The following is a 26148-nucleotide window of genomic DNA, read 5'->3' on the forward strand; positions in this document are numbered from 1 at the left end:
AAAGTCCGAGTAGTATTGCTATGAAATTATAGCAACTTATATTATAGCCTAGAATTAGGTATATTGAAAAGATTTGAAATAAAAAGAATCCCTTTCATTAAAAGAAAGAGATCCTTTTTATTATCTATGTTTTAGTAATTCTTCTGCAGCACCTAAAATACCTAGCATAGAATGTTCAAATACAAGTCCACCTTGCATGAAAATCGTATACGGAGAACGAACAGGACCATCTGCACTTAATTCAATAGAAGAGCCTTGAACAAAGGTACCACCGGCCATGATGATTTTATCTTCGTACCCAGGCATATCACCAGGAATAGGATGTACGTGAGCGTCTACGGGAGAATATGCTTGCATACCTACACAGAAGTGCTCCATTTCTTCTCCATTTTTTAGATTAATAGCTTGAATTAAATCATAGCGATCAGCATTTACCTTAGGGAAGACATCATATCCTAACAATTCACCTACTGCAGCTGTATATACAGCCCCTTTAAGAGCTTGTAATACTACATGAGGAGCCATAAACAAGCCTTGGAAGAATAAACGGTAACCAGGCGCATAAGAGCCCATATGATCACCAAGTCCTGGAGCAGTTAGTTGATACGCTGCATCTTCAACTAAGTCTTCACGACCTACGATATAGCCACCTGTTGGTGCTAAACCGCCCCCTGCATTTTTAATGAGCGAACCAGCCATAATATCTGCACCAGCTTCTAAAGGTTCTTGCAGTTCTGTAAATTCACCATAACAATTATCTACAAAACAAATAGTATTCGAGTTTTTAGCTTTTACAGCATCTACAATAATCTTAATATCTGCAATAGATAACGGTTCACGTGTACTATAACCACGAGAGCGTTGAATCACTACTACTCGCGTATTGTCATTAACAGCATTAGCGATGGCTTCTACATCATACGTATTATCTTTTAAAGGCACCTCAGTGTAGGTAAACCCCTTTTCTACGAGAGATCCACGGACCTCACGAGATGCACCGATAACAGATTGCATCGTGTCGTAAGGAGCCCCTACTGCATAGATAAACTCAGTACCCTTAGATCCATTACCCATTAATGCAATAAGAGTTGTTGCTAATGCATGAGTGCCAGATACGAAATGAGGACGAACAATAGCCTTTTCACCTTTAAATACATAGGCGAATACTTCATCTAACTTCTCGCGGCCCACATCGTTATAACCATAACCAGTAGTACCTGTAAAATGATAATCAGATACTTGGCACTCTTTAAATGCTTCTAGTACTTTTTTAGTATTGGCTAACGCAATAGGTTCAAACTTTTTAAATTCAGGTTCAGCCATCTCAAGGGCTTTACTACGTATTTCTTCTAATGTCATGCTAATCCTTCTCTACGAATTAATTCCATAGCTTTATTAAATATAAAATCTTTAGATGTATTATTATCAATATGAATCCATTCAATATATGGCATGCGCTTATACCAAGTAATTTGGCGCTTTGCAAAATGACGAGTGTTTTTCTTAATCAAATCTCTACATTCATCAAGGTTAATAGTACCATTTATATAGTCTACAACCTCTTTATAACCAATCCCCTTAAAGGCTTGGCAATCAGGATTTACACCAGACTTAACAAGTTCTTCTACTTCTTCAATCAAACCTGCATCAAACATCATATCAACGCGTAAATTAATGCGTTCATATAACTGATCACGATCTCTCATAAGACCAATAACAGGCCCTTGATAAGATACACCATCTTTTGTCTGATTACGTAACGAATCTACATCACCATGATGCAATATTTCAATAGCTCGGAACAAACGATGCTTATCATTATATTGAATTTCTATATTATGTTTTCTTCCTAATGTGAAAGCATATTCTCGTAATCCATCAATACCTTTAGTATTAAATAGCTCATCTAGTTCTGATCGTAAACTTTCATCAGGCTTAACATCATTAAAGTTATAGTTCTCTAATAACGATTGAACATATAACCCAGTACCACCAGACAGAATAGGTAGAATATTCCTGTCATTTAGTCTACCAATTATCTCTTTAGCTTGATTTTGGAAAATAGACACTGAATATGAATCATTTGGTTCTAATATATCGATAAGATGATGTTTAACACGGTTAAGTTCATCCACCGATGGTTTAGCGGTACCAATATTGAGTTGTTTATATACTTGGTAAGCATCACCAGAAATAACCTCAGCATGTAGCTGTTCTGCTAAGTCCAAGGTAAGATCTGTTTTGCCTACTGCCGTTGGTCCAACAATGGTAATTAAGGGATTCACATTAACTCCTTCATATATACACCATAGCCTATACGACTATATTTTCCGCCCACCCATTGATGCGGTGGATAGTTTTGAAAGACCGAACTAAATGGTCGTTCTTTAATAATAACACCATACGTGGCAACACGCATAGCCTGTGACAAAATTATATCATCTATATGACTTTCCACAGTATGTCCCCGAAGAGGTTTGAATTGAGGACTTTCCTCTACAGGAACTTCAAACATAGGATCAAAATAAATAATATCAATACTATTGTCAGGTAGGTTTGGTAAATAGTGCTCAAAGGTATCATGATTTACTTTAATACGTCGCAATGCATTTGTTACACTATCATCACTATGAATATAATGAGCTAAACCATGACTAGTGGCAAGCCATATAGGTAAAGACCCTTCTAGGCCAGTTATTTGAGCCTGTGGATAACCATAACTCACTACAATACTGTCACTACAAAGACCAATTGTACAGTCTAAAAACGTAAATCTATCTCTATTAGATAATCCTTTTTTATCTAATATGACTTGTACCGCATTAACTAGATGATCACCTTCACCGCGTTGTAAACGTAATATACGTAATTGAGCCATAGACAAATGAAAGGTATGTTGTTGATTTTCTGGGAAATGAATCGTTAATCCTGAACCAGCAAGAACCGCAATATATTCGCATTGATACTTACCGAATAAGGCTGGTATCGATGTTTTACCTCGTTTAATATATATCATATGCATAGAGGAAGCCAGTGCTTTGGCTTCCTCCTGAATGGCCTCATTAGATTTTTGAGATGTGGTTAGTATATTCATATTAAGACCGTAAGAATAATTTACCTAATTCATCAGGTGTAAACTTGATTATCGTTGGACGACCATGAGGACATACGTACGGCTTCTCAGTACTAAAGAGATCCTCAATTAAGGTAGTCATTTGATACATATTTAAATTATGACCTGCCTTGATGGCCCCTCTACAAGATGCATACGCTAGCATTTCATGTCGCAACTGAGCCTTAGTAGGATGTTGATGATCATGTAAGTAAGAAAATACATATTGGAGAATTTCAAAAGCTTTCGATTCAACTAAATCTACAGGAGCGCCTACAAGTTTTATCTTAGTAGGGCCACCTAGCTCTACATCAAATCCAAGATCAAGTAAGGTATCTCGTTCTTCTTCTACCAAATTCATTTCATCATCTGTAGCCTCATTATATTGAGGCACAAGGATAGATTGCATAGGAATGGATTCAGAAGACTTACAAAGCTTATCATAACGTACACGTTCATGAGCCGCGTGTTGGTCTATTATATAGAGGTCATCACCCTTTTTAGCCAAAATATAACAAGAAGCGACTTGCCCCATAGGTAAGAATCCAGAATTTTGAATGGTACGCTCCTCTGTATTTTCTTCACGAATATCTTGAGCTAAAGACTTAAATTTCTCAACGTCTTCCTTCGTATAACTAGTATATTCAGTAGGAACAGCATCGAAGCTTTCGTCTGTAAAGGACGACTGTTCATAAGTAGCCTTTGGTAGAGGTGGTGTAAAACCCTTAGTTTTAAGACTCTCTACAAACTGTGTAGTCTCACCGCGCATGACTTCATATCCTTTAGTACGGCGACTACCAAATACTTTGTCATAATCTACAGCAGTAGCTATATGCTCAGCAGACTGCATCTCATCTTGTACGACAGAAGGTATTCTATACGAATCATACGTACTACTGCCATGATGAGATAAACTACCATAAGAACTAGAATTAGTAACTGTAGCATTAATCTTAGTATTTACGTCATTACTATTGGTTTCATTATTACGGAAATCAGCTCCATAATTAATTGTGCAATTCATATAAGAGGATGATTCTCGTTCGTATCGCTCATATAGTGGATTATTTAAGGCGTTTAAAATACCATGATAAACTGCTTTAAATATAATCTTATCATCAGAGAATTTTACTTCACTCTTCCGTGGATGAACGTTAATATCAACCATACCAGCAGGTACAGTAATATTAAGTACCACTAAAGGATGACCGTTTTTAGGTAATAATGCATGGTAAGCATTATCTATAGCTTTCATAATAGTTTTATCTGAAATCACTCGATTATTGACGATAATAGTCTGCCAAATTCTCGTACTTTTAAGAAGTGTCGGTTTGCTTACTACACCATCAATATAGATAGAGTCACTTTCATATGCAACAGAGAAAATATCATCTTTTGTTTTATAGCCATATAATGCAGCTACTGTATCACCAATATTGCCGTTGCCAGGAGTAATAATAGCCACACGGTTATCTACGATGAGTTTAAAAGATATGTGCGGATTACTAAGGGCTAACTTTCCAACAATATCTTGAATCTTAGAAGATTCTGTACGTTCTGTTTTCAAGAATTTACGACGCGCTGGCGTATTATAGAACAAATCTCTAATCTCAATTGTTGTACCAGGTGCCGCGCCGTAGGGAATACAATCGGTAAAAGTACCACCATCTACGATAATGCGTGTGCCCAAATCAAAGTTTGCTTTACGTGTAGTCAAAGAAAAATGAGATACAGAGGCAATACTAGCTAAAGCCTCTCCACGGAACCCTAAGGATGCAATATCAAATAAATCCTCTACATGCTGAATTTTAGATGTAGCATGGCGTAAGATTGCTAACCGTGCATCCTCTTCAGTCATACCAATACCATTATCAGTAATACGCATATACGCTACACCACCATCTCCAATTTCTACCTCTATATTAGTAGCAGAAGCGTCAATGGAATTTTCAATGAGCTCTTTAATAACTGATGCGGGGCGCTCAACGACTTCACCAGCAGCTATCTTATTGATTGTAGTTTCATCCAAAACATGAATGGTAGCCATTATTTCCCGCCTCCTTTACGAGCCTCCTCTTGTAGTTCATATAATTTATTTAATGCTTCAATCGGTGTCATGCTCATTACATCTACTTCTAGCAAGCTATCAACTACTGAATGAGTAAACAGATTGCCCAGTGGGGAATCATTCACTTGTTTAACAGATTGTTTAAGTACATTATTAGGTTGACCGCCAATGACACGGTTATTTAAATCACTAGCATCATGACTTTGATCTTCCAAAGATTCCAAAATTACTTCTGCCCGTTTTAATACGGAGTTCGGTAGTCCTGCCAATCTTGCTACATGAATACCATAACTACGGTCTGCACCACCTCTGATGATGCGGCGCAAGAATGCAACATCCTTACCTTTTTCTTTTACAGCCACAGTGTAATTCTTTAATTTACTATAGCTTTCTTCTAAACCAATTAGCTCATGGTAATGGGTAGCAAATAATGTCTTACCGTGAATATGCTTACAAATATACTCAACTACGGCTTGGGCAATACTTAAACCATCAAATGTACTCGTGCCACGACCAATTTCGTCGAGAATAATCAAGCTATTATGAGTAGCATTTTCTAAGATATAGGCTACCTCTTTCATTTCCACCATAAAAGTACTTTGACCAGTAGAAATATCATCACTAGCACCTACACGTGTAAAAATACGATCTACTGGAGAGATAGAGGCTTCACGAGCAGGAATAAAGGAACCAATTTGAGCCATAATCATCAAAATAGCAGCCTGACGCATGTAAGTCGATTTACCTGCCATATTAGGACCTGTAATGAGTAAGAACTCCTCATCATCGTGATTTAAAACAATATCATTCGGTACAAATACCTCTCGTTTTAAGAATTTTTCAATTACAGGATGACGACCATCACGAATATTAATTTGACCATTCATTACAATGGTAGGAGAAATATAATTCTCTTCGTAACCTACTAGTGCCAAAGAACACAATACATCAAGCTCAGCAAGAGCACGTGCTGTTTCTTGTACATCTTTAATAACAAGTTTTATATCATTCCGTAATTGTTGATATAATTCATGCTCTAAAGCGATTATCTTGTCTTTAGCGCTAAGAATTTTGATTTCAAACTCTTTTAATTCCGGTGTAATATAACGCTCTGCATTAGCTAAGGTTTGTTTTCGAATAAAGTAATCTGGTACTTGTTCAGATTTATTATGAGATACTTCAAAATAGTAACCAAACACCTTATTATAGCCAGTTTTAATTTTAGATAAACCAGTAGCTTCTTTAATGTCTACTTCCATCTTGGCTAGCCATTGTTCACTATTAGTAGCTAATGAACGCAGTTCATCAAGATCTGCATTAAAACCATCCTTAATAACTCGACCTTCCTTTAATGTCAATGCTGGTTGATCTGCAATAGCACGACATAACAGATCATATATATCTTTATGGTCTTGAATGCGGTCATTAATAGATGTTAATGATAAACTTGCACATGTACTTAAAAGATTTTTAATATCAGGTAAAACAGCTAATGATTCGCGAAGTGCTGTTAAATCTCTAGGTGAAACAGAACCAGTTTCTACACGACCTACAATACGTTCAAAATCATAAATACAATCTAGTAAGCTACGGATATGAGAACGTTCTGCGCTACGTGTAATAAGTTCAGCTACAGCAGCTTGTCTACGCTGAATTTGATTAACATCAGTCAATGGACTTTCAAGCCATTGTTTTAATAGACGTGCACCCATAGGTGTCAGTGTACGATCAAGTACATCAAGTAATGTACCTTTTTGACCACCATCACGTAAGTTATGAGTTATCTCTAAATGGCGTAAAGAAGATGTATCTAAAATAAGGCGATTACCTACACTTAATTGATGAACATAATTAATATGAGAAATTTCAGACTTAATAATATCCTCTAAATATAAAAGCATATAGCCTAATGCTTCCCATACGTCCTCTTCCATGAGGCCTAGGCTACCAAAGTGGGTAATAGCTTTCTCCGCTACCTCACGCTGCGTATGATGTGTACTAAAAGGAGATAATACAATATTACTAAATTGATTATCCATAAAATCTTTTATATCTTGTGGTAGTACAGTTCCCTCAGGCAATATAATTTCAGACGGTCGATACATGCTAAGTGCATCAAACATATCACTTCGTTTTTCACAATCAGTAATGCGATGCCAAATAACTTCCCCAGTAGATACATCAGAAAATACAAGTATCCATGCATCTTTTACCATATAAAATAATGATAAAAAGTTATTTGACCGAGCATCATTACCATTTTCAGTCATTACGGTGCCTGGTGTAATGACTTTAATAACATCACGCTTAACAATGCCTTTAACAGCTTTAGGGTCTTCTAATTGTTCACAAATAGCAACTTTATAGCCTTTTTTTACCAATGTTTCTATATAACTTTCAGCAGCATGAAAAGGAACGCCACACATTGGTGTGCGTTCCTCATCTCCTGTTGGGCGACCGGTTAAGGTTATATTCAGTTCACGAGATGCAATTAATGCATCATCATTAAATAATTCATAAAAGTCACCTAAACGAAAGAACAGTAATTCTTCAGAATATCTAGATTTAATATCTAAATACTGCTCCATCATAGGTGTTTGCTTTTTTGCCATACTTACCCCTTTTGTATTGTACCGTAGCAAACCCAAGTTTGTGCTTTATCAATATAAGCCGGTACAGTTTCTCCAATTGATAAAGAATCGTCTTTCGGGAATAAAACCATTTTATTACCCGATGTCCGACCAAACCACATATCTTCATCTCGAGGACTTGGCCCCTCTACAATAATATCAAACACTTGCCCTTCCATAGGTTTATTTAGCTCATAAGAGATTTCATTTTGTACATCCATCAACGTTTGCAGACGTACGCGTTTAACCTCTTCTGGAATTTGATCATCCATAGTTGCAGCTGGCGTTCCAGAGCGTTTTGAATAGATAAACGTATATGCCATATCATAACGTACATCTTTTAAGAGTTGTAACGTAGCTTGGAAATCTTCCTCTGTTTCCCCTGGAAAACCGACAATAATATCTGTAGTGAGAACTATATCTTTAATTTTCTTACGACAGTAAGAAAGTAGTTCTTTATAATGCTCTACCGTATAATGACGGTTCATTTTTTTCAAGATGCGGTCAGATCCCGATTGAATTGGTAAATGTAAATGAGTAACGATATTAGAAGAACGACCGAGTGCATCAATCATGGATTTTGTCATATCTTGCGGATGACTTGTCATATAGCGAATACGTTCAATACCTGGAATACCATCAATAGCATCCACTAATGTACCAAAATCTGTACCATCTTTAAAATCTAAGCCATAGGAGTTTACATTTTGCCCTAATAAAGTGATTTCTTTAAATCCTTTTGCACCTAGTTCAGTTACCTCTTTTACAATGGCCTCTACAGGGCGACTAATTTCTCTACCACGAACGTGAGGAACAATACAATACGTGCAGAACTTATTGCATCCATTCATAATAGGTACCCACGCATAAAAAGAGCCATTAGGTTTTGCTTCCAATTCAGGTAACACGGAATTATCCATATCTACATTGATTTGGTGTGTATGACCTCGTTGCACCTCTTCAATCATTTCATTAATATGCTGAATATTATGAGTACCTAACACAATATCAATATGAGGGGCTCGTTTAAACATTTCAGCTTGATTCTTCTGAGCCATACATCCAGTTACGGCAAGAATCAAATTTTTATTTTTACGTTTTAGTCTCATTAGCTCACCTATGCGGCCATAGACTTTATTTTCTGCGTTCTCACGCACTGCACAAGTGTTTAATAAAATTAAATCTGCAGTTTCTACGTCCTCTGTAGGAATATAACCTACGGATTCTAACTGATGCGATAAGCGCTCAGAATCAGCGGTATTCATTTGACAACCATAGGTGTAAATATAATAAGACTTCATTCTAACTCCTATACTTTAACAATCTTACGTTTTGTTTCCACAATACTTTTAACTTTAATAGATATTCGTTCAATAGACATACCCGTAATATATTCTATTTCATTACGAACAGACTTTTGTACCTGTTGCATTAATGCTTTAACAGGATAACCATGTTCAATCACAACAGCCATATCGACGATGAGACCATTTTGACCTTTATCACTCTTTTTAAAAGAAATGACGCTTGATTCATCAACACCTACAACTTTTTTTAAGCCATTACGAATCAATTTAATTATTACAGCATCATCAAAGGTAAGTCGTCCATAATAACTGAAAGCAGGTCGAACAACAGACCGTTCAAATCCTTCTGACCCAATTTGTCCCAATGTAGATTGATCCTGTTTTTTTAACGTACGTCGACGCCACATGGTTTTAATTGGATCAATTAGATAACCTCTAAAATGAGGTTTCAATTCCATCGTTGGAACCGGAATAATATGTTTACCTTCTTTTAGACGTGCATGTTGCGCCTTTTCAATTTCTTTAGGTGTAGCAATATCTTCAATGCGAATATATCGATCAGGATCTTGCAATCCTAATGCTTTAGTAATTTTCTTAACCATATTATCGGATGTACCAATAATCATAAGCTTATTAGGATTGATTTTATCTAATTGTTCACGTACGGATTTTACTTGTACTTCGTCTTGAAAGATAGCACGTCTTACCGCTTTTAGGCGACTAGATTCTTTTTTAGCAGAAAAGCCTGCTACGATTTTATTATCATGAATTAAAATACCATCATCGATAATACATTCAATTTGATTTTCATGAGCCACTACAAGCGCACGATGGCTTTTACCAGTACCACTACTGCCTACAAATGCAACAACTTCCATAGTTTACCTCATCGTTTATAACAAACTAATAAATTCTGATACATCTTGGCTTGAAACTAAATAATCTCCAAAATTATCAGGTTTCTTACCTGGAATACCATGATAATCAGAACCACCAGTAATAAATAGGTTATGTTTTTTCGCTAATGCTTTGTATCTTGCTACATCTTCATCATTATGTTTCGAATGATATACCTCCATACCATCAAAATCATAATCCAACATTTCTACCACATATTCATCACTTGTAACCAATTTAGGATGAGCCATAACAGCAAGACCACCTGCTTTGTGAATGATATCAATAATATATGGTACCTCTACCTTTACTTTAGGCACATAGCATGGGCTATCCTTACGCAATATCCCTTTAAACACCTCATTAATATCCTTAGCATAACCACCATCAATTAAAAGTGCACCAATATGAGGACGTCCATAGGCTTTAGTGTGAGGAAACTGTTTAATAAGCTCTTCTTTTGTAATATGATATCCTTCATTATTACAACGTCTTATAATTTCATCTATACGTTCTTCCCGTTTTGTTTTAAAGTACGTAATAAAGTCAATTAGGTCTTTATTATGCTCATTAAAACGATAGCCTAAAATATGAATTGATTTATCTTTGTAATCAGCACTAAATTCACAACCATTAACAATTTTAATAGTTTTTTTAGGATCTAGTTCTTGTTGAGCAGTACGTAATGCCTTAATACCGTCAATTTCATCATGATCAGTTAATGACATCATAGATACATTACAGTTCAATGCAAATTGAAGTAATTCTTTAGGTGCATTAATTCCATCTGAATAAATAGAATGCATATGAAAATCAACGAGCATATGATACCTCCCATTACAAATATCTTATTTTTTAATTATGACTGATTTAGTCCATTAATTCAAGTTTATAAAGAAAAATTGCGATCCTAATGAGCATTCACTAGAATCGCAATTATATTATAAATCTCGAAGTAATTCTGTTACTTTAGTAGCTACAGAATCAATAGCACATGGAAGTGCTTCACCCGTTTTTCGGATTTGAATTTCTACTTCATTATTTTCGAGAGTATTTTTACTTACTGTAATACGAAGTGGGTAGCCAATTAAATCAGCATCTTTAAACTTAACGCCTGCACGATCTTTACGATCATCTAACAATACATCTACACCAGACTCTTGTAAAGCAGTGTAAATGGATTGACTAGTAGACATCAAAGCTTCATCTTTTGCATTAATAGGTACAATAACTGCTTCGAATGGAGCAATAGAACGTGGCCAAATAATTCCATTTTCATCGTGATATTGCTCAATGGCTGCAGCTAATGTACGAGATACACCAATACCATAACAGCCCATAATCATAGGATTAGGACGACCATTTTGGTCTAAGAATGTAGCTTGTAATGCTTCAGAATATTTTGTGCCTAATTTAAATACTTGACCAACTTCAATACCTTTAGCATGTTCTAATACACCACCACAAGTTGGGCAAACATCGTCATCTGTAATTAAACGAATTGGTGCAACAATAATATCTTCTACATTAAAGTCACGTTTAGGATTGATATTAATATAGTGCGCATCTTTCTTATTGGCACCGCCACAAACATTATAAGTTTCCATAACAGATTCATCCACAACAATAGCAAACTCCTCTGTTTGTTTTAATCCTACTGGACTGATGAAACCAGCTGTTAAGCCAACTTTTTCTAATTCTTCAGGTGTAGCCATTTCAGGTTCTACAGAACCAAGGACTGCATGTTGTACTGCCACTTCATTGACTTCATGATCACCACGAACAATTGCTAATACCACTTTACCATCAATGGAGAATACTACAGCTTTAATAGTTTTATGTAGTGGTAAATTCAACATTTTCGCCACAGCTTCAATAGTACTAGCATTAGGAGTATCTACAACGGATAACTCTTGCAGTGCTTCTTCTTCCTGTTTCATAATACCAGGTTTACCAATTTCAATGTTGGCAGCATAGTCACATTTTGTGCAATATACAATATCAGCTTCACCAGCTTCAGCGATTGCCATAAATTCATGTGTTCCACTACCGCCGATGGCACCACTATCAGCTTCTACAGGACGGAATGTAAGACCACAACGTGTAAAAATACGTGTATATGCATCATACATAGATTTATAAGATTCGTCTAAACCAGCTTCATCTATATCAAAGGAATAAGCGTCCTTCATAATAAATTCGCGGCTACGCATTAAACCATAACGTGGACGACGTTCATCACGGAATTTACTTTGGATTTGATATAAATTTACTGGTAATTGACGGTAGGAGTTAATCTCATTTTTTACAAGAGTTGTAATCATCTCTTCATGAGTTGGTCCCAAGCAGAATTCATTATCATGACGATCATTAATACGCATCATTTCTGCGCCATATGCGTTCCAACGGCCAGACTCTTTCCAAATTTCTGCAGGTTGTAAGATAGGCATCATGATTTCTTGAGCACTAGCACGATCCATTTCTTCACGTACAATAGCTTCAATTTTTTTGATACTTCTCCATCCTAATGGCAAAAAGCTATATAAACCATTTGCAGTTTTACGCATAAAACCCGCGCGAAGCATAAGCTGTTGGCTAACTACATCAGCGTCAGAAGGAACCTCGCGCAATGTAGGTGCATATAATTTAGTGGCTAACATAAAGACTCCTCATTTAAGTTTTCTAAATATTGATCAATTTCTCTAAATAATGTATCTACTAATTCAGCTTCTGGTACAGTCTTGATAACTTCCCCCTTACGGAAAACAATACCTTGACCATTACCACCAGCAATGCCAAAATCAGCTTCACGAGCCTCTCCTGGCCCATTTACAACACATCCCATAACAGCAACTTTAATAGGTGCTTTAATTGATGCTAAGCGCTCCTCTACAATCCCCGCCATATCAAATAGGTTGACTTGGCATCGTCCACATGTAGGACAGGAAATCATTGTAGCACCAAAGTTGCGTAATCCCAAGTTACTTAAAATACTCCGACCTACTTCTATTTCATGTATTGGATCACCCGTTAAAGATACCCGTAATGTATCACCAATGCCGTCCAATAATAAAGCACCAATGCCCATAGCAGACTTAATGGTACCTTGTTTTATCGTCCCAGCTTCAGTAACACCTAAATGCAAAGGATACGGAATCTTATCGGATAACTTACGATAGGCTTCTACCATTAAAGGAACTTCTGTCGCTTTAATAGATAATTTCATTTGGCGATAGTCAAGCTTTTCAAGAATTCTTACATGTTCTAGTGCAGTCTCTACCATGCCGTCTGCTGTAGGATGACCACCATAAGCATCGAGGATATGCTTAGGTAAAGAACCAGCATTAACACCTATACGAATTGGAATCTGTTTAGGTTTAGCTTTTTCAATAACAGCTAAAACCTTATCTTCTCCGCCAATATTACCCGGGTTAATACGTAATCCATCAACATTATTCTCGATAGCTTCTAAAGCTAATTTATAGTCGAAATGAATATCAGCAATTAAAGGAATATTAATACCCGCACGAACCGCTTTTAACGCTTTTGCAGATTCCATTGTAGGAACAGCAACGCGAACTAATTCACAGCCAGCCTCAGCTAAATGGTTTATTTCAACTATAGCCTTTTCTGTGTGAACCGGATCAGTGGTAATCATAGATTGAATGCTTACCGGTGCATAATCACCTATTTTAACTGTACCTACATAGATACCATTTGTTGGTTTACGTACAATCATTCTAATCTCCCATCTATCTTATAGTAATCGGAATATATCCTGAGTTGTTACATATAAGAATAATGCTACCATCAAAGCAACACCAATCATTTGAATATACATAAGTGCCTTAGCAGGTAACTTACGACCTGTGATAGCTTCAGCCAAAATAATAATTAAATGACCACCATCTAATACAGGTAATGGCAAAAGATTAATAACCCCTAAGTTAATACTTAAAAATGCTGCAAAACTTAATAGCGGCGCAAAGCCAGATTGTGCAATAGTACCAGCCATTTGTGAAATACCTACGGGGCCAGATAACTCTGCTGCCTGTGTGCCTCGAATCATATCGTATAAGCCACTTAACATGGCTACAATGGTTTGACCTGTACGAGTAACGGCTAAACTAAATGATTCACCAATACTATAAGTTTCTCGAGTAAAACTAGGATAAATACCAATTTTAGGACTATCCTGTTCCATTTTGGGAATCACTGTAGTTTCTAAATTTTGCCCATCTCTATCTACTACAACAGTAACGCCATGATTGGCAGTACCTTGTAGGCTAGGACGGATTTCATCCCATGTAGAAATCTTTTTACCATCGATAGTTAGAATTCTATCATTAGATTGTAAGTGAGCCTGTTCAGCAGCACTACCAGGGATGATATTACCAATAACAGGATCATTTGTATACGTAAGATTACCTACTGTTGCATTGAGGCCAAAGAATAAAACGATGGCCAATAAAAAATTGAATATAGCCCCTGCAGAAATAACAATAAATTTCTTCCATGCAGGTTTAGTATAAAATGAGCGCTCATTAAGAGGCTCTTCAGGTGTCATACCTGCAATACGATTAAAGCCACCAAGAGGAATGATACGAATTGAGTATAAAGTTTCCCCTTTTTGAACCTTGAAAATGGCAGGTCCAAAACCAATGGCAAATTCATCTACTTGCATACCTGACATTTTTGCTGTAATAAAGTGGCCTAATTCATGAATAAACACGATTAAACCAAATACAAATATTGTGGCTAATGCCGTTGTCATATATACTCCTATATCATCAATGATGTAGCCTTTTCACGAGCCCATCTATCAATGGCCAATAAATTGTCTAACGTAAAGTCATCTTCAGGTCCCATAGATTCAAGGACTAATGTAACGACTTTATAAATATCACCAAAGGCAATTTTATCATCTAAAAATGCATAAACTGCTGTTTCATTTGCAGCATTAAAGACAGCTGGTTTAAAGCCACTTTCTCGTCCTACTTCATAAGCAAGACGAAGGGCAGGAAAATCATCATATCGTGGTGGTAAAAACTCTAAATGTAAGGCTTTAGTAAAATCAAGATGATTCATCCTTAAAACTTCACGTTTTGGATATGTCAAAGCATACTGAATAGGCTCTCTCATATCAGGATTCCCCATTTGTGCTAAGATAGCCCCATCTTTCATTCGTATCATTGAATGAACAATACTTTGTGGATGTACCACTACGTCAATATGATCAAAATCAAAACCAAATAGCCAGTGAGCTTCGATTACTTCTAACCCTTTATTAAATAGAGATGCAGAGTCAATCGTAATCTTGTTGCCCATATTCCAAGTGGGATGACGCAGGCAATCAGCAGCGGTAGCAGTTTGAATCTTATCAGAATCCCAAGTACGTAACGGCCCACCAGAAGCAGTAACTATTAAGGAATCAACATTCTCCCGTTCTTGCCCTTCTAAACACTGGAATATAGCGCTATGTTCACTATCGATTGGTAATATCTGAACATCATACGCTTTAGCAAGCGAAGTAATTAGTGGACCACCAGCGACTAGTGTTTCCTTATTAGCAAGACCAATAGTTTTGCCTTTTTTAATAGCTTCTACTGTTGGTTCAATACCTGCGGCACCAACAATAGCAGTTACAACCATAGTTGCTTCTTGAATCGTAGCAGCGGCTATGAGCGCTTCATTACCGCCCACAAGTTTTGCAGTACCTGTATAACGACATTGTAATTCTTTAAAAGCACTTTCATCAACTAGACCAGCTACTAACGGCTGATATTCTTTAATTTGTTGTTCTAAGAGGTCAATATTATGATGTGCCACTAGGGCAACCACCTTGAATTGATCTGGATGTTGAGACACTACATCTAGTGTCTGAGTACCGATTGAACCAGTACTGCCAATAATACTTAGGTATTTCATAAGCTTACCTCTATTAGATTAGAACGAGAATAGTAATATATAAATCAATGTAATAGGAGCCGTAAATAATAAGCTATCAAAACGATCCAATACACCACCATGACCTGGTAGTAAAGTCCCAGAATCTTTCACATTACATAATCGTTTAATCTTTGATTCAAATAAATCACCTAATGGTGCAAGTATACCGCTAATCATACCAACATGAATACCCATCCACCATGGAATGCCTACGATATACGAAAATACAGCGCCTGTAATAATACAGCCAATAAAGCCACCAATAAAACCTTCTAATGTTTTATTAGGACTAATGGATGGAACAATTTTACGTTTACCAAAAGCACGACCAGCAAAGTACGCAAAAGTATCACTAGCCCAGGTAGTAAACAATAACAACCATAGAATAATTGTTCCCCAATTATATAATTCAAATGGCATTGATAAAGACATATAAATAGAGTCATGACGAATCATAAGCAAAGAAGTCATGCCAATACCAACATACAATAAACCAAATACACTAAAAGAAATGCTAGCTAAGGAATATTTATTTTCACCAAACGTACATAACATATAATTGGCTGATAAACTCAATACTAATATAGCTAGTGTTAAAATATACTGATGACATGCAAAGGCAATTATCAACAATAAGATACTGATATAACCCCATAAAATGGACATGCGCACATGTTTAGCTTTACCTAGTAAAACAAACTCACGCCACCCCAATAGAGCTAATAATGTAATAAGAACATCATACACAGGTTCGCCTAATGTAATGGCCCCCAAGGCAATAATAAAACCTATAACCGCGGTTATAACACGTGTTTTTAACATTTTTTATTCCTCATCACGTAAGCCACCAAATCGGCGTTCTCGTTTTTGATATGCTGCAACAGCCTCTAATAATGTTTCTTTAGTGAATTCTGGCCAATGTAAATCAGTAAACCAGAATTCAGCATAAGCTAGCTGCCACAATAAAAAGTTACTAATTCTAAAATCACTACTTGGGCGAATTAATAAGTCTACGTCGCTAAACTCTTTAGTGAAAAGTTGAGAACTAACATAGTCTTCTGTAATATCCTCTGTAGTAATAGATCCATCTACAACAGAATTGGTGATGTTGCGGATAGTCCTAACTATTTCATCACGCCCACCATAGTTAATAGCTAACTGTAAGGTAAGGCCTGTATTATTCTGAGTTAATAATTCTGCATCGCGAATGATTTTTTGTAGCTCCTCAGAAAGAGCACCAATATATCCAATAAAGCGAATACGTACATTATGTTCATGCATATACTTAACATTATTGTTTAAGTATTCTTTTATGAGAGCCATAAGTAAAGAAACTTCCTGTTCCGGACGCTTCCAGTTCTCTGTAGAGAAACCATATACCGTAAGAGCTCTAATTCCAATCTCATCTGCAGAAATAACAATCTGCTTTAATACGTCGGCCCCTGCACGGTGCCCCATGGATCGTGGCATCCCTCTTCGCTTAGCCCAACGACCATTGCCATCCATAATAATAGCAACATGTTTAGGTATTGCATTACTATCAATAATAGGTGTATCAGATGATTTACGGTTAAATAATTTCTTTAGCATAGTCTACCTCGATATAGTTTCCGAAGTCGCTGGCAATCATTGGTCTATATACTAGTATATGTAAACACTCATCAATCTTGGTAATACGTGCTACATAAAGTCCCTTATCAGCAATATCAAAAAAGCGATTAAAGGATCCTCCAATCATTACCTTAAAAGGAATATGGGCAGCTTGCAAACGAGACTTTGCAAGCTGCCATGGCATTCCAATAAGGCTATTAGAATCTAACATTATACTTCTAATACGTCCTTTTCTTTTACTGCTTTTAACTCATCAATCTGCTTAATTTTAGCATCTGTAAGTTTTTGGATTTGATCTAAACCGTCTTTAGCATCATCTTCAGTAATAGTTTTAGCTTTTTCTTCTTTTTTCAATGCATCATTTACATCACGACGAATGTTACGTACTGCAACTTTTGCATCTTCTGCTTTTTTATGTACTACTTTAACGATTTCTTTACGGCGTTCCTCAGTTAATTGAGGAATAGTCAAACGAATTTGAGCACCATCATTACCAGGATTTAAACCAAGATCAGATTGTAAGATTGCTTTTTCAATTGCGCCAATCATAGTTTTATCCCAAGGAGCAATCACGATCATACGAGGCTCAGGCACGGAGATATTCGCAACTTGGTTAATTGGAGATGGGCTACCATAATAATCCACCATTACTTTATCAAGCAATGCTACACTAGCACGACCTGTACGGATAGATGCGAATTCATGTTTTAAAGCCTCAATAGACTTATTCATGCGCTCTTCTGCTTGCTGCAACAATTCTTTAATTTCCATTTGAATTATTCTCCTCGAACTATGGTACCAATCTCTTCACCTTTAGCGGCTTTAGTGATGTTACCAGGAATGTCCATGCTAAATACAATGATAGGGATATTATTATCTTTACATAAAGTTGTAGATGTTGCATCCATAACTTTTAATTCTTTTGTGATGATATCATTATATGTTAATTCATCAAATTTAACGGCATTAGGATTCGTCTTAGGATCGGAATCATATACACCATCAGCAAACTTCTTCGCCATCAAAATTGCATCTGCTTCAATTTCAGCAGCGCGTAATGCAGCCGTTGTATCTGTAGAGAAATATGGTTTACCAAGACCAGCACCAAAGATTACGATACGTTTTTTCTCTAAGTGACGAATGGCACGTCGGCGAATATAAGGTTCTGCAATTTCTTGCATTTCAATAGCAGTTTGAACGCGAGTATCTACGCCTGCTTGTTCTAATGCATCTTGCAATGCCAAGGAGTTCATTACTGTTGCTAGCATACCCATATAGTCAGCTGTAGCACGATCCATACCTTGGTTACTACCAGCTAACCCTCTCCACAAGTTACCGCCACCAACAACAATTGCGATTTCTAAATCAGTGGATTTTGCTAAAGCAGCAATTTCTTTTGCAAATTCTTCAACAACATCAGGGTTAATACCAAAACCTTGTTCACCCGCTAATGCTTCACCACTCAACTTCAAAACAATACGTCTAAAGTTTCTCTTTGCCATGTGTTTACTCCTCTATTGCAAAATAAGAGAACACTGTACGGTGTTCTCTTATTGTTTCTTAATTATTTACCAACAGATGCCATTACTTCAGCTACGAAGTCATCTTGGCGTTTTTCAATGCCTTCGCCCAAACCGTAGCGAACAAAACGACGTACGTTGATGTTTTCACCGATTTTTGCAATATTTTCATTAATGATGTCTGTAACTGTTTTGTCACCATCTTTAATGAATACTTGTTCTAATAGGCAGTTTTCTTTATAGAATTTTTCAATACGACCAGCAACCATTTTTTCCAAAACAGCTTCAGGTTTTGGTTTACGGCCAGCTTTTACGTCTTCTTCAGCTTCTACTTTAGCTTGTTCCAACAATACTTGTTTTTCGTGTTCGATTATTTCAGCAGGAACTTCTTCACGATTCAAGTATGTAGGATTTACAGCTGCGATTTGCATAGCGATATCGCGTGCCAAGTTTTGGAAGTCATCAGTTTTAGCAACGAAATCAGTTTCGCAGTTAACTTCTACCAATACGCCGATACGACCACCAGCATGGATGTAAGATTGTACTACACCTTCAGCTGCGATACGACCTGCTTTTTTAGCAGCAGCAGCCAAACCTTTTTCACGAAGAAGGTCAACCGCTTTTTCGATATTACCGTCAGTTTCAACCAATGCTTTTTTAGCGTCCATCATACCTGCGCCAGTCATGTCGCGCAATTCTTTTACCAAAGCAGCAGTAATTGCCATTATTTTGTTCCTCCTAGTACTAATTAAGGTAAGGATATAGTCCTTACCCTAATTATATATGTTATAGATTTATCTTTCAAATGCTAATCAGAAATGATTGAGTAGCTTAACAGAATTATTCTGCAGCTTCAGCACCGTCCAAAGATTCGCCTTGACGACCTTCAAGAACAGCGTCAGCCATTTTACCAGCCAATAATTTTACAGCGCGGATAGCATCATCATTTGCTGGGATTGGGAAATCAACTTCGTCTGGATCGCAGTTAGTGTCAACTGTTGCAACTACAGGAATACCCAATTTTTTAGCTTCTGCAATAGCGATTTTTTCTTTTTTAGGATCAACTACGAAAAGAGCACCTGGCATTTTAGGCATATCTTTGATACCGCCAAGGTATTTTTCCAATTTTTCCATTTCATGACGAAGACCGATAACTTCTTTTTTAGGCAATACTTCGAAAGTACCGTCTTCAGCCATAGCTTCCAATTGTTTTAAACGTTTAATACGAGTTTCAATTGTTTTGAAGTTAGTCAACATACCGCCCAACCAACGTTCGTTAACGAAGAACATGTTAGCACGGATAGCTTCTTCTTTAATAGCTTCTTGAGCTTGTTTTTTAGTACCTACGAATAAGATTACTTCGCCTTGGGAAGCAACTTCACGCAAGAAAGAGTAAGCTTCTTCTACTTTTTTAACTGTTTTAGACAAGTCAATGATATAAATACCATTGCGTTCAGTGAAGATGAATTTTGCCATTTTAGGGTTCCATCTTCTAGTCTGATGACCAAAGTGTACACCAGCCTCTAATAATTGTTTCATTGATACTACTGCCATTGTGGCACCTCCTGTTAATTAACCTCCGCCGCTTCATCCTTCGGGTCACCCAAAATTAGGCACAGTACCGAAGTCCACTGACGTGCATATTTTTCATACTTGATAATTTTAACAAAAATTTATGGTAAAAGCAAGCAAGGAGTGAGGAATTCTTAAAGAATTCCTCACTCCTTGAATTTACCAAATTTATAGAGCTAACTATAATATCTTGCTATCTACTATTACTATATACTATTTATATATCTCTAATATATAAATAGTAATATTAGTTATTTCGAATAGCTTCAATCATATGTGCTCGATCATCAGCCCCAAAGACCGCAGACCCAGCAACTAAAACTGTGGCGCCAGCCCGTTTTATAGGTACACATGTAATATCATTGATACCACCATCAACTTCTATTACAGCTGTTGTATTATCTACTTCTTCTAATAGTAATTTTGCTTGTTTAACCTTTTTAATGGCATTTGGTATAAAGGATTGCCCACCAAATCCAGGATTTACAGACATAATTAAAATCATATCAATATCTGCTGCAACATCTTCAAGGAAGGATACTGGGGTTCCTGGGTTAAGAGCCACACCAGCTTTCATACCACATTGTTTAATATGTTGAATCAAACGATGCATATGAGGTACTGTTTCTTGATGGAATGTAAAATACTCTACACCAATCTTTGTAAATTCTTCTACATAGTCACCAGGATTTGTAACCATTAAGTGAACATCAAATGGTAATTGTGTATAAGGACGGATTGCTTTCACAATAGGTGCACCAAATGTTAGGTTTGGTACAAAATGACCATCCATAATATCAATATGCAATAAATCAGCTCCAGCTAATTCAATAGATTTTATTTCTTCGCTTAATGTTGCAAAATTTGCAGACAGCATAGATGGTGCAATTTTAATCATTTTAAAACCTCTTTCGTTGACTTTCTATGTCATTACGTATAGACATATATGCATCATATCGTCCTTGATGAATATGGCCTGCATCTAAAGCATCTTTTATGCCACAAATAGGTTCATGTTCATGATAACAAGGATTAAATTTACATGTATCAACATAATTACTAAATTCAGGGAATAACGTAGGTAACCGTTCTAATGAAACATCGTTAAACTCAATCGCACTAAATCCTGGTGTATCCATAATAAAAGAATCTGAATCCAAACTATATAAAGAAGCATGACGGGTAGTATGTTTACCACGCTTTATTTTGTCACTAACCTCACCCGTTTGGAATGCAAACTTAGGATCAACAGCATTTAATAGACTACTTTTACCAACACCAGAAGGACCTGCAAAGGCAGTTACCTTATGCTCTAACACATGACGTAACTCATCAATACCTGTCATATTATATGTAGATGTCATCAATACTTCATAACCGATAGATTTATAAAGCTTTACTATGGCTTCTGTATCTGGACCCATCAAATCACATTTGTTAATACATAATACAATCGGGATATCTGCATGTTCAATCATGACAAGCATTTTATTTAGTAAAAGCTCATTAATATCTGGTTCATGAGCAGCTACAACCAATACAACTTGATCAATATTAGCTACCGCAGGTCTAACCATGGCATTATGACGATTGAAAATGAACTCAACGAATCCATCTTCCGAAATCGTAACACGATCACCAACGAGTAAACTATAACGTCCCTTTTTTAGTCGTCCTCGTACTTTACATTCATGAATAGTACTTGTGTCATCTTGTACGTAAAAATAACCATTCATATTTTTGACAACAATACCTGTAATCATAATTCCCCTATAATGCAGTTTCTTGTACTAATGCACCATTGAGGTAAACCTCAATACGAACATTACCTACACCAGACACTTTTTTAACAATACGATCCCCAGGTTTATTTGTATCATCGTAAATAACAGCAGAACCTTCATTATCTTTTACAACAATCTTAAGCTCTTGATTTTTAGAGCCCGGTGGAACTGTAATGTCTACTGTACCAGTTGTTTTATTACCGCTACTATCTGATTTTTTATCAGATTTCTTCTTATCATCTTTATATTCGGTAGTTAAATTTACAGTAGAGCCTTCATCAAGTTCGTCCCCGGCTTTAATGCTTTGCTCTGTTACTATAGATTTTTCATCTACAGAACCAGCAACTTGATTAACACCAAGATGAGCACTACTCAATGTATCACGAGCATCTTTTAACATCAAACCAATAACATTTGGCATTTGAATTTTCTTAGCTTTTGCTTTATTTACAACAAGATCGATAGTAGTTCCCTTGGAAACTTTAGAATCACCAGATGGACTTTGAGCAATGATAACGCCATCAGGCTTATTATCAACGGATTGTTGAGTTACTTTTCCTACAACTAACCCCACATCTTTAAGTCGTTGTCGCGCTTGCTCTACAGTTAATCCAGATAAATCCGGCACTGTAATATCACCAACACCTCTAGAAACAACAAGATGTATTGTACGTTGTTCTTTTACCTTTTCCCCAGCACCTGGAGTCTGTGAAATAACTTGACCCGCTGGTACATCAGGATTAGTAACTTCACTTGTAGATACGCGCAAATGCTTGTCTTCTAAAATATTTTTAGCTACAGATACTTGCTTACCCACAACATTAGGTACGTCTACCGTAGTATTACTCCAAAAATTACCATAACTCAAAAAAGCACCTAAAAAGGCTACTAAAAAAATAACCGCTGCACCAAGAACAATATATTTTTGCGGAATAGATGCTATTTTACTTAACATACTCTTCTTTTTACTCTCATCTTCTTGCTCTTCTTGAATGGTGCTAAAATCCTCCATTGCTTCAGGATCTACAGCTGGAATCATTTGTGTTGCAAAATCATATGGTTCATGACGTTGTGTTTTTCCCATTGTAAAACCTTGGGATAATCGTAAGTCACTAATCATATCAGAAATAGAATCAAATCGATCCGCAGGATTTTTCGATAGGGCCTTCATTACAACAGCTTCTAGAAGCGGTGGAATTGACGGATTATATCGAGTAGGAGGAGCTACTTTTTCACGTACATGTTTTAATGCAACTGCAATTGGTGTTTCACCTTCAAAAGGAACCCTTCCAGTAAGCATCTCATATAAAACAACCCCTAAAGAGTAAATATCAGTATTACCATCAACTGGTTTACCACTAGCTTGTTCAGGTGATAAATAATGAGCTGATCCCAAAATGGAATTCGTATACATCACTGTATTAGTTGCATTCATAGCTCGAGCAATACCAAAGTCAGTTACTTTTACACGACCAGTACGTGTGATAATCACATTATGTGGTTTAATATCACAATGTACTATACCCATTGTATGTGCGTGTTCTAAGCCCTCAGCAATAGCAATAGTGAACTTTACAGCCTCATCTATGGATAGTCTGCCATGACGAGTAATGTATTCTTTTAGTGTTTCACCATCTACATATTCCATAATGATATAGTGTAAGTCTTGATCAAACCCTACATCATACATATTTACAATATTAGGATGATTTAGTTTACCTGCCGCTTGTGCTTCTCGTTTGAACCGCGTAACAAACTCATCATCATTTGCAAAGTTAGCATGCAATACTTTAATTGCTACTTGTCTACCTAGTAAGGTATCTTCTCCAAGATATACGTCAGCCATCCCGCCAACACCAATTTTATCAACAATTCGGTAGCGGTTATCTAGAAGTATACCTTTTATATTCATAGTACTCATTATTTCTCCATTTCTAGATTAGATTGTTCCTACCACAATGGTCACATTATCTCCTGCTCCCACATCATATACGGATTCCATTAATGATTCTACAACTTTCATATCATCATCAGTAGATTGTAATGCACTAGCAATAACATCATCTGATACATAACCGCATAATCCATCAGTGCAAAGTAAAATACGATCACCTGGAAGAATAGATTCTACACCACTATCTACCTCTAAAGTATCATCAACACCGACTGCACGGGTTAATAAGTTTCTTTGAGGATGATTTAGCATTTCATCCTTAGTAATCTCTCCAGCAGCTAATAATTCTTGTACCATAGAATGATCTGTAGTAATTTGTCGTAAAAGACCATCTCTATATACATACAAACGACTATCCCCAACACTTGCCCAGTATAATTGATTACCATTAATAGCCGTAACAACAGCAGTGGTCCCCATACCCGCAAGACGCTCTTCATGAGCTACGCGATTGACTATACGTTCATTTGCATGAATAATAGCATCACACAAGTCTTGTTGACCAACCGTTTCAAGAGAGGTCAAATATTCTTTTATTTCATCGACCGCATAGGTACTAGCGATTTCACCACCACTATAACCACCCATGCCATCAGTGACAGCACAAATAGGACCGTCTATAAAAAATCGATCTTCATTGCGCTGACGCACAAGTCCAATTTTACTTAAACCAACAAAATTATTCATGATTCTCCTTTTTCCGACCATGAGCGGCTTTTAACTGCCCACATGCGGCTTGGATGGCATCGCCCATCTCTTTACGTACTGTTACCGATACGCCATAAGAAGCAACAATGTCTTTAAATGTATTCATATTCGTAATAGATGGTTTATATAATTCTATATGTTCATTGCCATTAACAGGTATTAAGTTAACATGGCAATTTGGAAAATCTTTACAGATTTTCCCCAATGCATGAGCCTCTTCCATAGATGCGTTCACCGAATCTATAAGAATATACTCAAAGGTGATACGACGTTGAGTCCTATCATAATAATATTTTACCGCATCTAAGACTTCCGTCAATTCATAACGAGCCCCAACAGGCATAATACTACGACGCACTTCATTATTTGTAGCATGTAACGAAAGTGCTAATGTTATAGGTAACCCTTCATCAGCCAATTTATAGATGTTAGGAACCCACCCACAAGTAGAAATGGTCATCTTACGATAACTAATATTACAAATCATAGGATCATGTAATAGCTGCAGTGACTGAAGAACATTATCATAGTTTTGTAATGGTTCACCTGCCCCCATAACTACAACAGAGTGGATTTGCTCTTTTGTAAGAGCTCCGAAAATAACGACTTGTCCAATGATTTCAGACACTGTTAAGTCACGATATAAACCACCCTGTGTAGAGGCACAGAATACACAGCCCATGGCACAGCCAACTTGAGAAGAAACACATACAGAGTATCCATAATGTTGCTCCATTAAAACGGCTTCTACCCGGCTTTGATCAGTCATCTCAACAAGGATTTTACGAGTCTTCCCATCTGGAGATATAGACTCAGCAATTAATGTTGGTAAAGAAATAACACAGTTATCACTTAACCATTGACGCAACTCTTTAGGAAACTGCGTCATCTCTTCAAAATCAAATATATATCTATGATAAATATAGTCTATCAACTGTTTCGCTCGAAACTTTTGTATATTATGGGTCTTAAAGATAGATTGTAACTCTTCTAAAGACTTACCCAATAATTCTATCATGGTACTCCATTTCTATTA

Annotated in this window: 24 protein-coding genes; all 24 read right to left on the bottom strand. The window is 36.6% G+C overall.

The features are described from left to right. Positions 1-120 precede the first annotated feature (120 nt). The 24 genes from RWP19_RS03595 to rlmN all read right to left on the bottom strand — a co-directional run bounded on the left by RWP19_RS03595 (position 121) and on the right by rlmN (position 26130). Positions 121-1359 carry a methionine gamma-lyase family protein gene (locus RWP19_RS03595; protein WP_314356503.1) on the bottom strand — a complete coding sequence of 413 codons (1239 nt, stop codon included), beginning with the start codon at positions 1357-1359 and terminating at the stop codon, positions 121-123. Then, the gene (gene miaA / locus RWP19_RS03600) at positions 1356-2285 is read right to left on the bottom strand and encodes a tRNA (adenosine(37)-N6)-dimethylallyltransferase MiaA (RefSeq protein WP_314356504.1); all 930 of its coding nucleotides are present in this window, start codon (positions 2283-2285) and stop codon (positions 1356-1358) included. Before miaA ends, RWP19_RS03595 begins: the two co-directional genes overlap by 4 nt. Further along, complete coding sequence (locus tag RWP19_RS03605) at positions 2282-3094, bottom strand: class I SAM-dependent methyltransferase (protein ID WP_314356505.1); 813 nt, start codon at positions 3092-3094, stop codon at positions 2282-2284. Before RWP19_RS03605 ends, miaA begins: the two co-directional genes overlap by 4 nt. A gap of 1 nt (position 3095) precedes the next feature. Then, on the bottom strand, positions 3096-5159 hold the full coding sequence (gene mutL, locus RWP19_RS03610) for a DNA mismatch repair endonuclease MutL (protein ID WP_314356507.1): 2064 nt from the start codon (positions 5157-5159) through the stop codon (positions 3096-3098). Continuing rightward, positions 5159-7792, bottom strand: a complete 2634-nt coding sequence (mutS, locus tag RWP19_RS03615; RefSeq protein WP_314356508.1) for a DNA mismatch repair protein MutS — start codon at positions 7790-7792, stop codon at positions 5159-5161. Before mutS ends, mutL begins: the two co-directional genes overlap by 1 nt. 2 nt (positions 7793-7794) lie before the next feature. Further along, positions 7795-9111: a tRNA (N6-isopentenyl adenosine(37)-C2)-methylthiotransferase MiaB gene (miaB, locus tag RWP19_RS03620; protein WP_314356509.1), complete on the bottom strand. Its 1317-nt coding sequence runs from the start codon at positions 9109-9111 to the stop codon at positions 7795-7797. A gap of 8 nt (positions 9112-9119) precedes the next feature. After that, entirely contained in the window at positions 9120-9995 is an 876-nt protein-coding gene (locus RWP19_RS03625; protein ID WP_295209294.1) for an Asp23/Gls24 family envelope stress response protein, read from the bottom strand. 15 nt (positions 9996-10010) lie between these two features. Then, positions 10011-10838: a PHP domain-containing protein gene (locus tag RWP19_RS03630; RefSeq protein ID WP_314356510.1), complete on the bottom strand. Its 828-nt coding sequence runs from the start codon at positions 10836-10838 to the stop codon at positions 10011-10013. A 117-nt stretch (positions 10839-10955) separates the two neighbouring features. Beyond that, positions 10956-12674, bottom strand: coding sequence for a proline--tRNA ligase (locus RWP19_RS03635; RefSeq protein WP_314356511.1), 1719 nt, complete (start codon positions 12672-12674; stop codon positions 10956-10958). Further along, on the bottom strand, positions 12668-13753 hold the full coding sequence (gene ispG / locus RWP19_RS03640; RefSeq protein ID WP_314356512.1) for a flavodoxin-dependent (E)-4-hydroxy-3-methylbut-2-enyl-diphosphate synthase: 1086 nt from the start codon (positions 13751-13753) through the stop codon (positions 12668-12670). Before ispG ends, RWP19_RS03635 begins: the two co-directional genes overlap by 7 nt. An 18-nt stretch (positions 13754-13771) precedes the next feature. After that, positions 13772-14788, bottom strand: a complete 1017-nt coding sequence (gene rseP, locus RWP19_RS03645) for an RIP metalloprotease RseP (protein WP_314356513.1) — start codon at positions 14786-14788, stop codon at positions 13772-13774. 8 nt (positions 14789-14796) lie between these two features. Further along, the gene (locus RWP19_RS03650; RefSeq protein ID WP_314356514.1) at positions 14797-15942 is read right to left on the bottom strand and encodes a 1-deoxy-D-xylulose-5-phosphate reductoisomerase; all 1146 of its coding nucleotides are present in this window, start codon (positions 15940-15942) and stop codon (positions 14797-14799) included. An 18-nt stretch (positions 15943-15960) separates the two neighbouring features. After that, positions 15961-16785 (bottom strand): phosphatidate cytidylyltransferase, encoded by an 825-nt coding sequence (locus tag RWP19_RS03655; protein ID WP_314356515.1) that lies wholly within the window; start codon positions 16783-16785, stop codon positions 15961-15963. Between the two features lie 3 nt (positions 16786-16788). Continuing rightward, positions 16789-17553: an isoprenyl transferase gene (locus tag RWP19_RS03660; RefSeq protein ID WP_314356516.1), complete on the bottom strand. Its 765-nt coding sequence runs from the start codon at positions 17551-17553 to the stop codon at positions 16789-16791. Continuing rightward, complete coding sequence (locus RWP19_RS03665) at positions 17534-17785, bottom strand: hypothetical protein (RefSeq protein WP_295258661.1); 252 nt, start codon at positions 17783-17785, stop codon at positions 17534-17536. The genes RWP19_RS03660 and RWP19_RS03665 overlap by 20 nt, the downstream gene beginning before the upstream one ends. Further along, positions 17785-18345, bottom strand: coding sequence for a ribosome recycling factor (frr, locus tag RWP19_RS03670; protein WP_005386731.1), 561 nt, complete (start codon positions 18343-18345; stop codon positions 17785-17787). The genes RWP19_RS03665 and frr overlap by 1 nt, the downstream gene beginning before the upstream one ends. Before the next feature lie 5 nt (positions 18346-18350). Then, positions 18351-19076: a UMP kinase gene (pyrH, locus tag RWP19_RS03675; protein ID WP_024066541.1), complete on the bottom strand. Its 726-nt coding sequence runs from the start codon at positions 19074-19076 to the stop codon at positions 18351-18353. A gap of 62 nt (positions 19077-19138) precedes the next feature. Beyond that, a complete protein-coding gene (gene tsf, locus RWP19_RS03680) occupies positions 19139-19819 on the bottom strand; it encodes a translation elongation factor Ts (protein ID WP_314356518.1) in 681 nt (226 codons plus the stop codon). Positions 19820-19934: 115 nt separating this feature from the next. Next, on the bottom strand, positions 19935-20648 hold the full coding sequence (rpsB, locus tag RWP19_RS03685) for a 30S ribosomal protein S2 (protein WP_295287291.1): 714 nt from the start codon (positions 20646-20648) through the stop codon (positions 19935-19937). A gap of 265 nt (positions 20649-20913) precedes the next feature. Continuing rightward, positions 20914-21564, bottom strand: coding sequence for a ribulose-phosphate 3-epimerase (gene rpe, locus RWP19_RS03690; protein ID WP_314356519.1), 651 nt, complete (start codon positions 21562-21564; stop codon positions 20914-20916). Position 21565: 1 nt separating this feature from the next. Further along, on the bottom strand, positions 21566-22429 hold the full coding sequence (gene rsgA, locus RWP19_RS03695; protein ID WP_314356520.1) for a ribosome small subunit-dependent GTPase A: 864 nt from the start codon (positions 22427-22429) through the stop codon (positions 21566-21568). Positions 22430-22436: 7 nt separating this feature from the next. Further along, on the bottom strand, positions 22437-24362 hold the full coding sequence (pknB, locus tag RWP19_RS03700) for a Stk1 family PASTA domain-containing Ser/Thr kinase (protein ID WP_314356560.1): 1926 nt from the start codon (positions 24360-24362) through the stop codon (positions 22437-22439). 27 nt (positions 24363-24389) lie between these two features. Further along, positions 24390-25091 carry a Stp1/IreP family PP2C-type Ser/Thr phosphatase gene (locus RWP19_RS03705; RefSeq protein ID WP_295209380.1) on the bottom strand — a complete coding sequence of 234 codons (702 nt, stop codon included), beginning with the start codon at positions 25089-25091 and terminating at the stop codon, positions 24390-24392. Continuing rightward, positions 25084-26130, bottom strand: coding sequence for a 23S rRNA (adenine(2503)-C(2))-methyltransferase RlmN (gene rlmN, locus RWP19_RS03710; protein WP_314356521.1), 1047 nt, complete (start codon positions 26128-26130; stop codon positions 25084-25086). Before rlmN ends, RWP19_RS03705 begins: the two co-directional genes overlap by 8 nt. Between the last annotated feature and the right edge of the window lie 18 nt (positions 26131-26148).

This window comes from uncultured Veillonella sp., assembly GCF_963522475.1.
GTDB lineage: Bacteria > Bacillota > Negativicutes > Veillonellales > Veillonellaceae > Veillonella.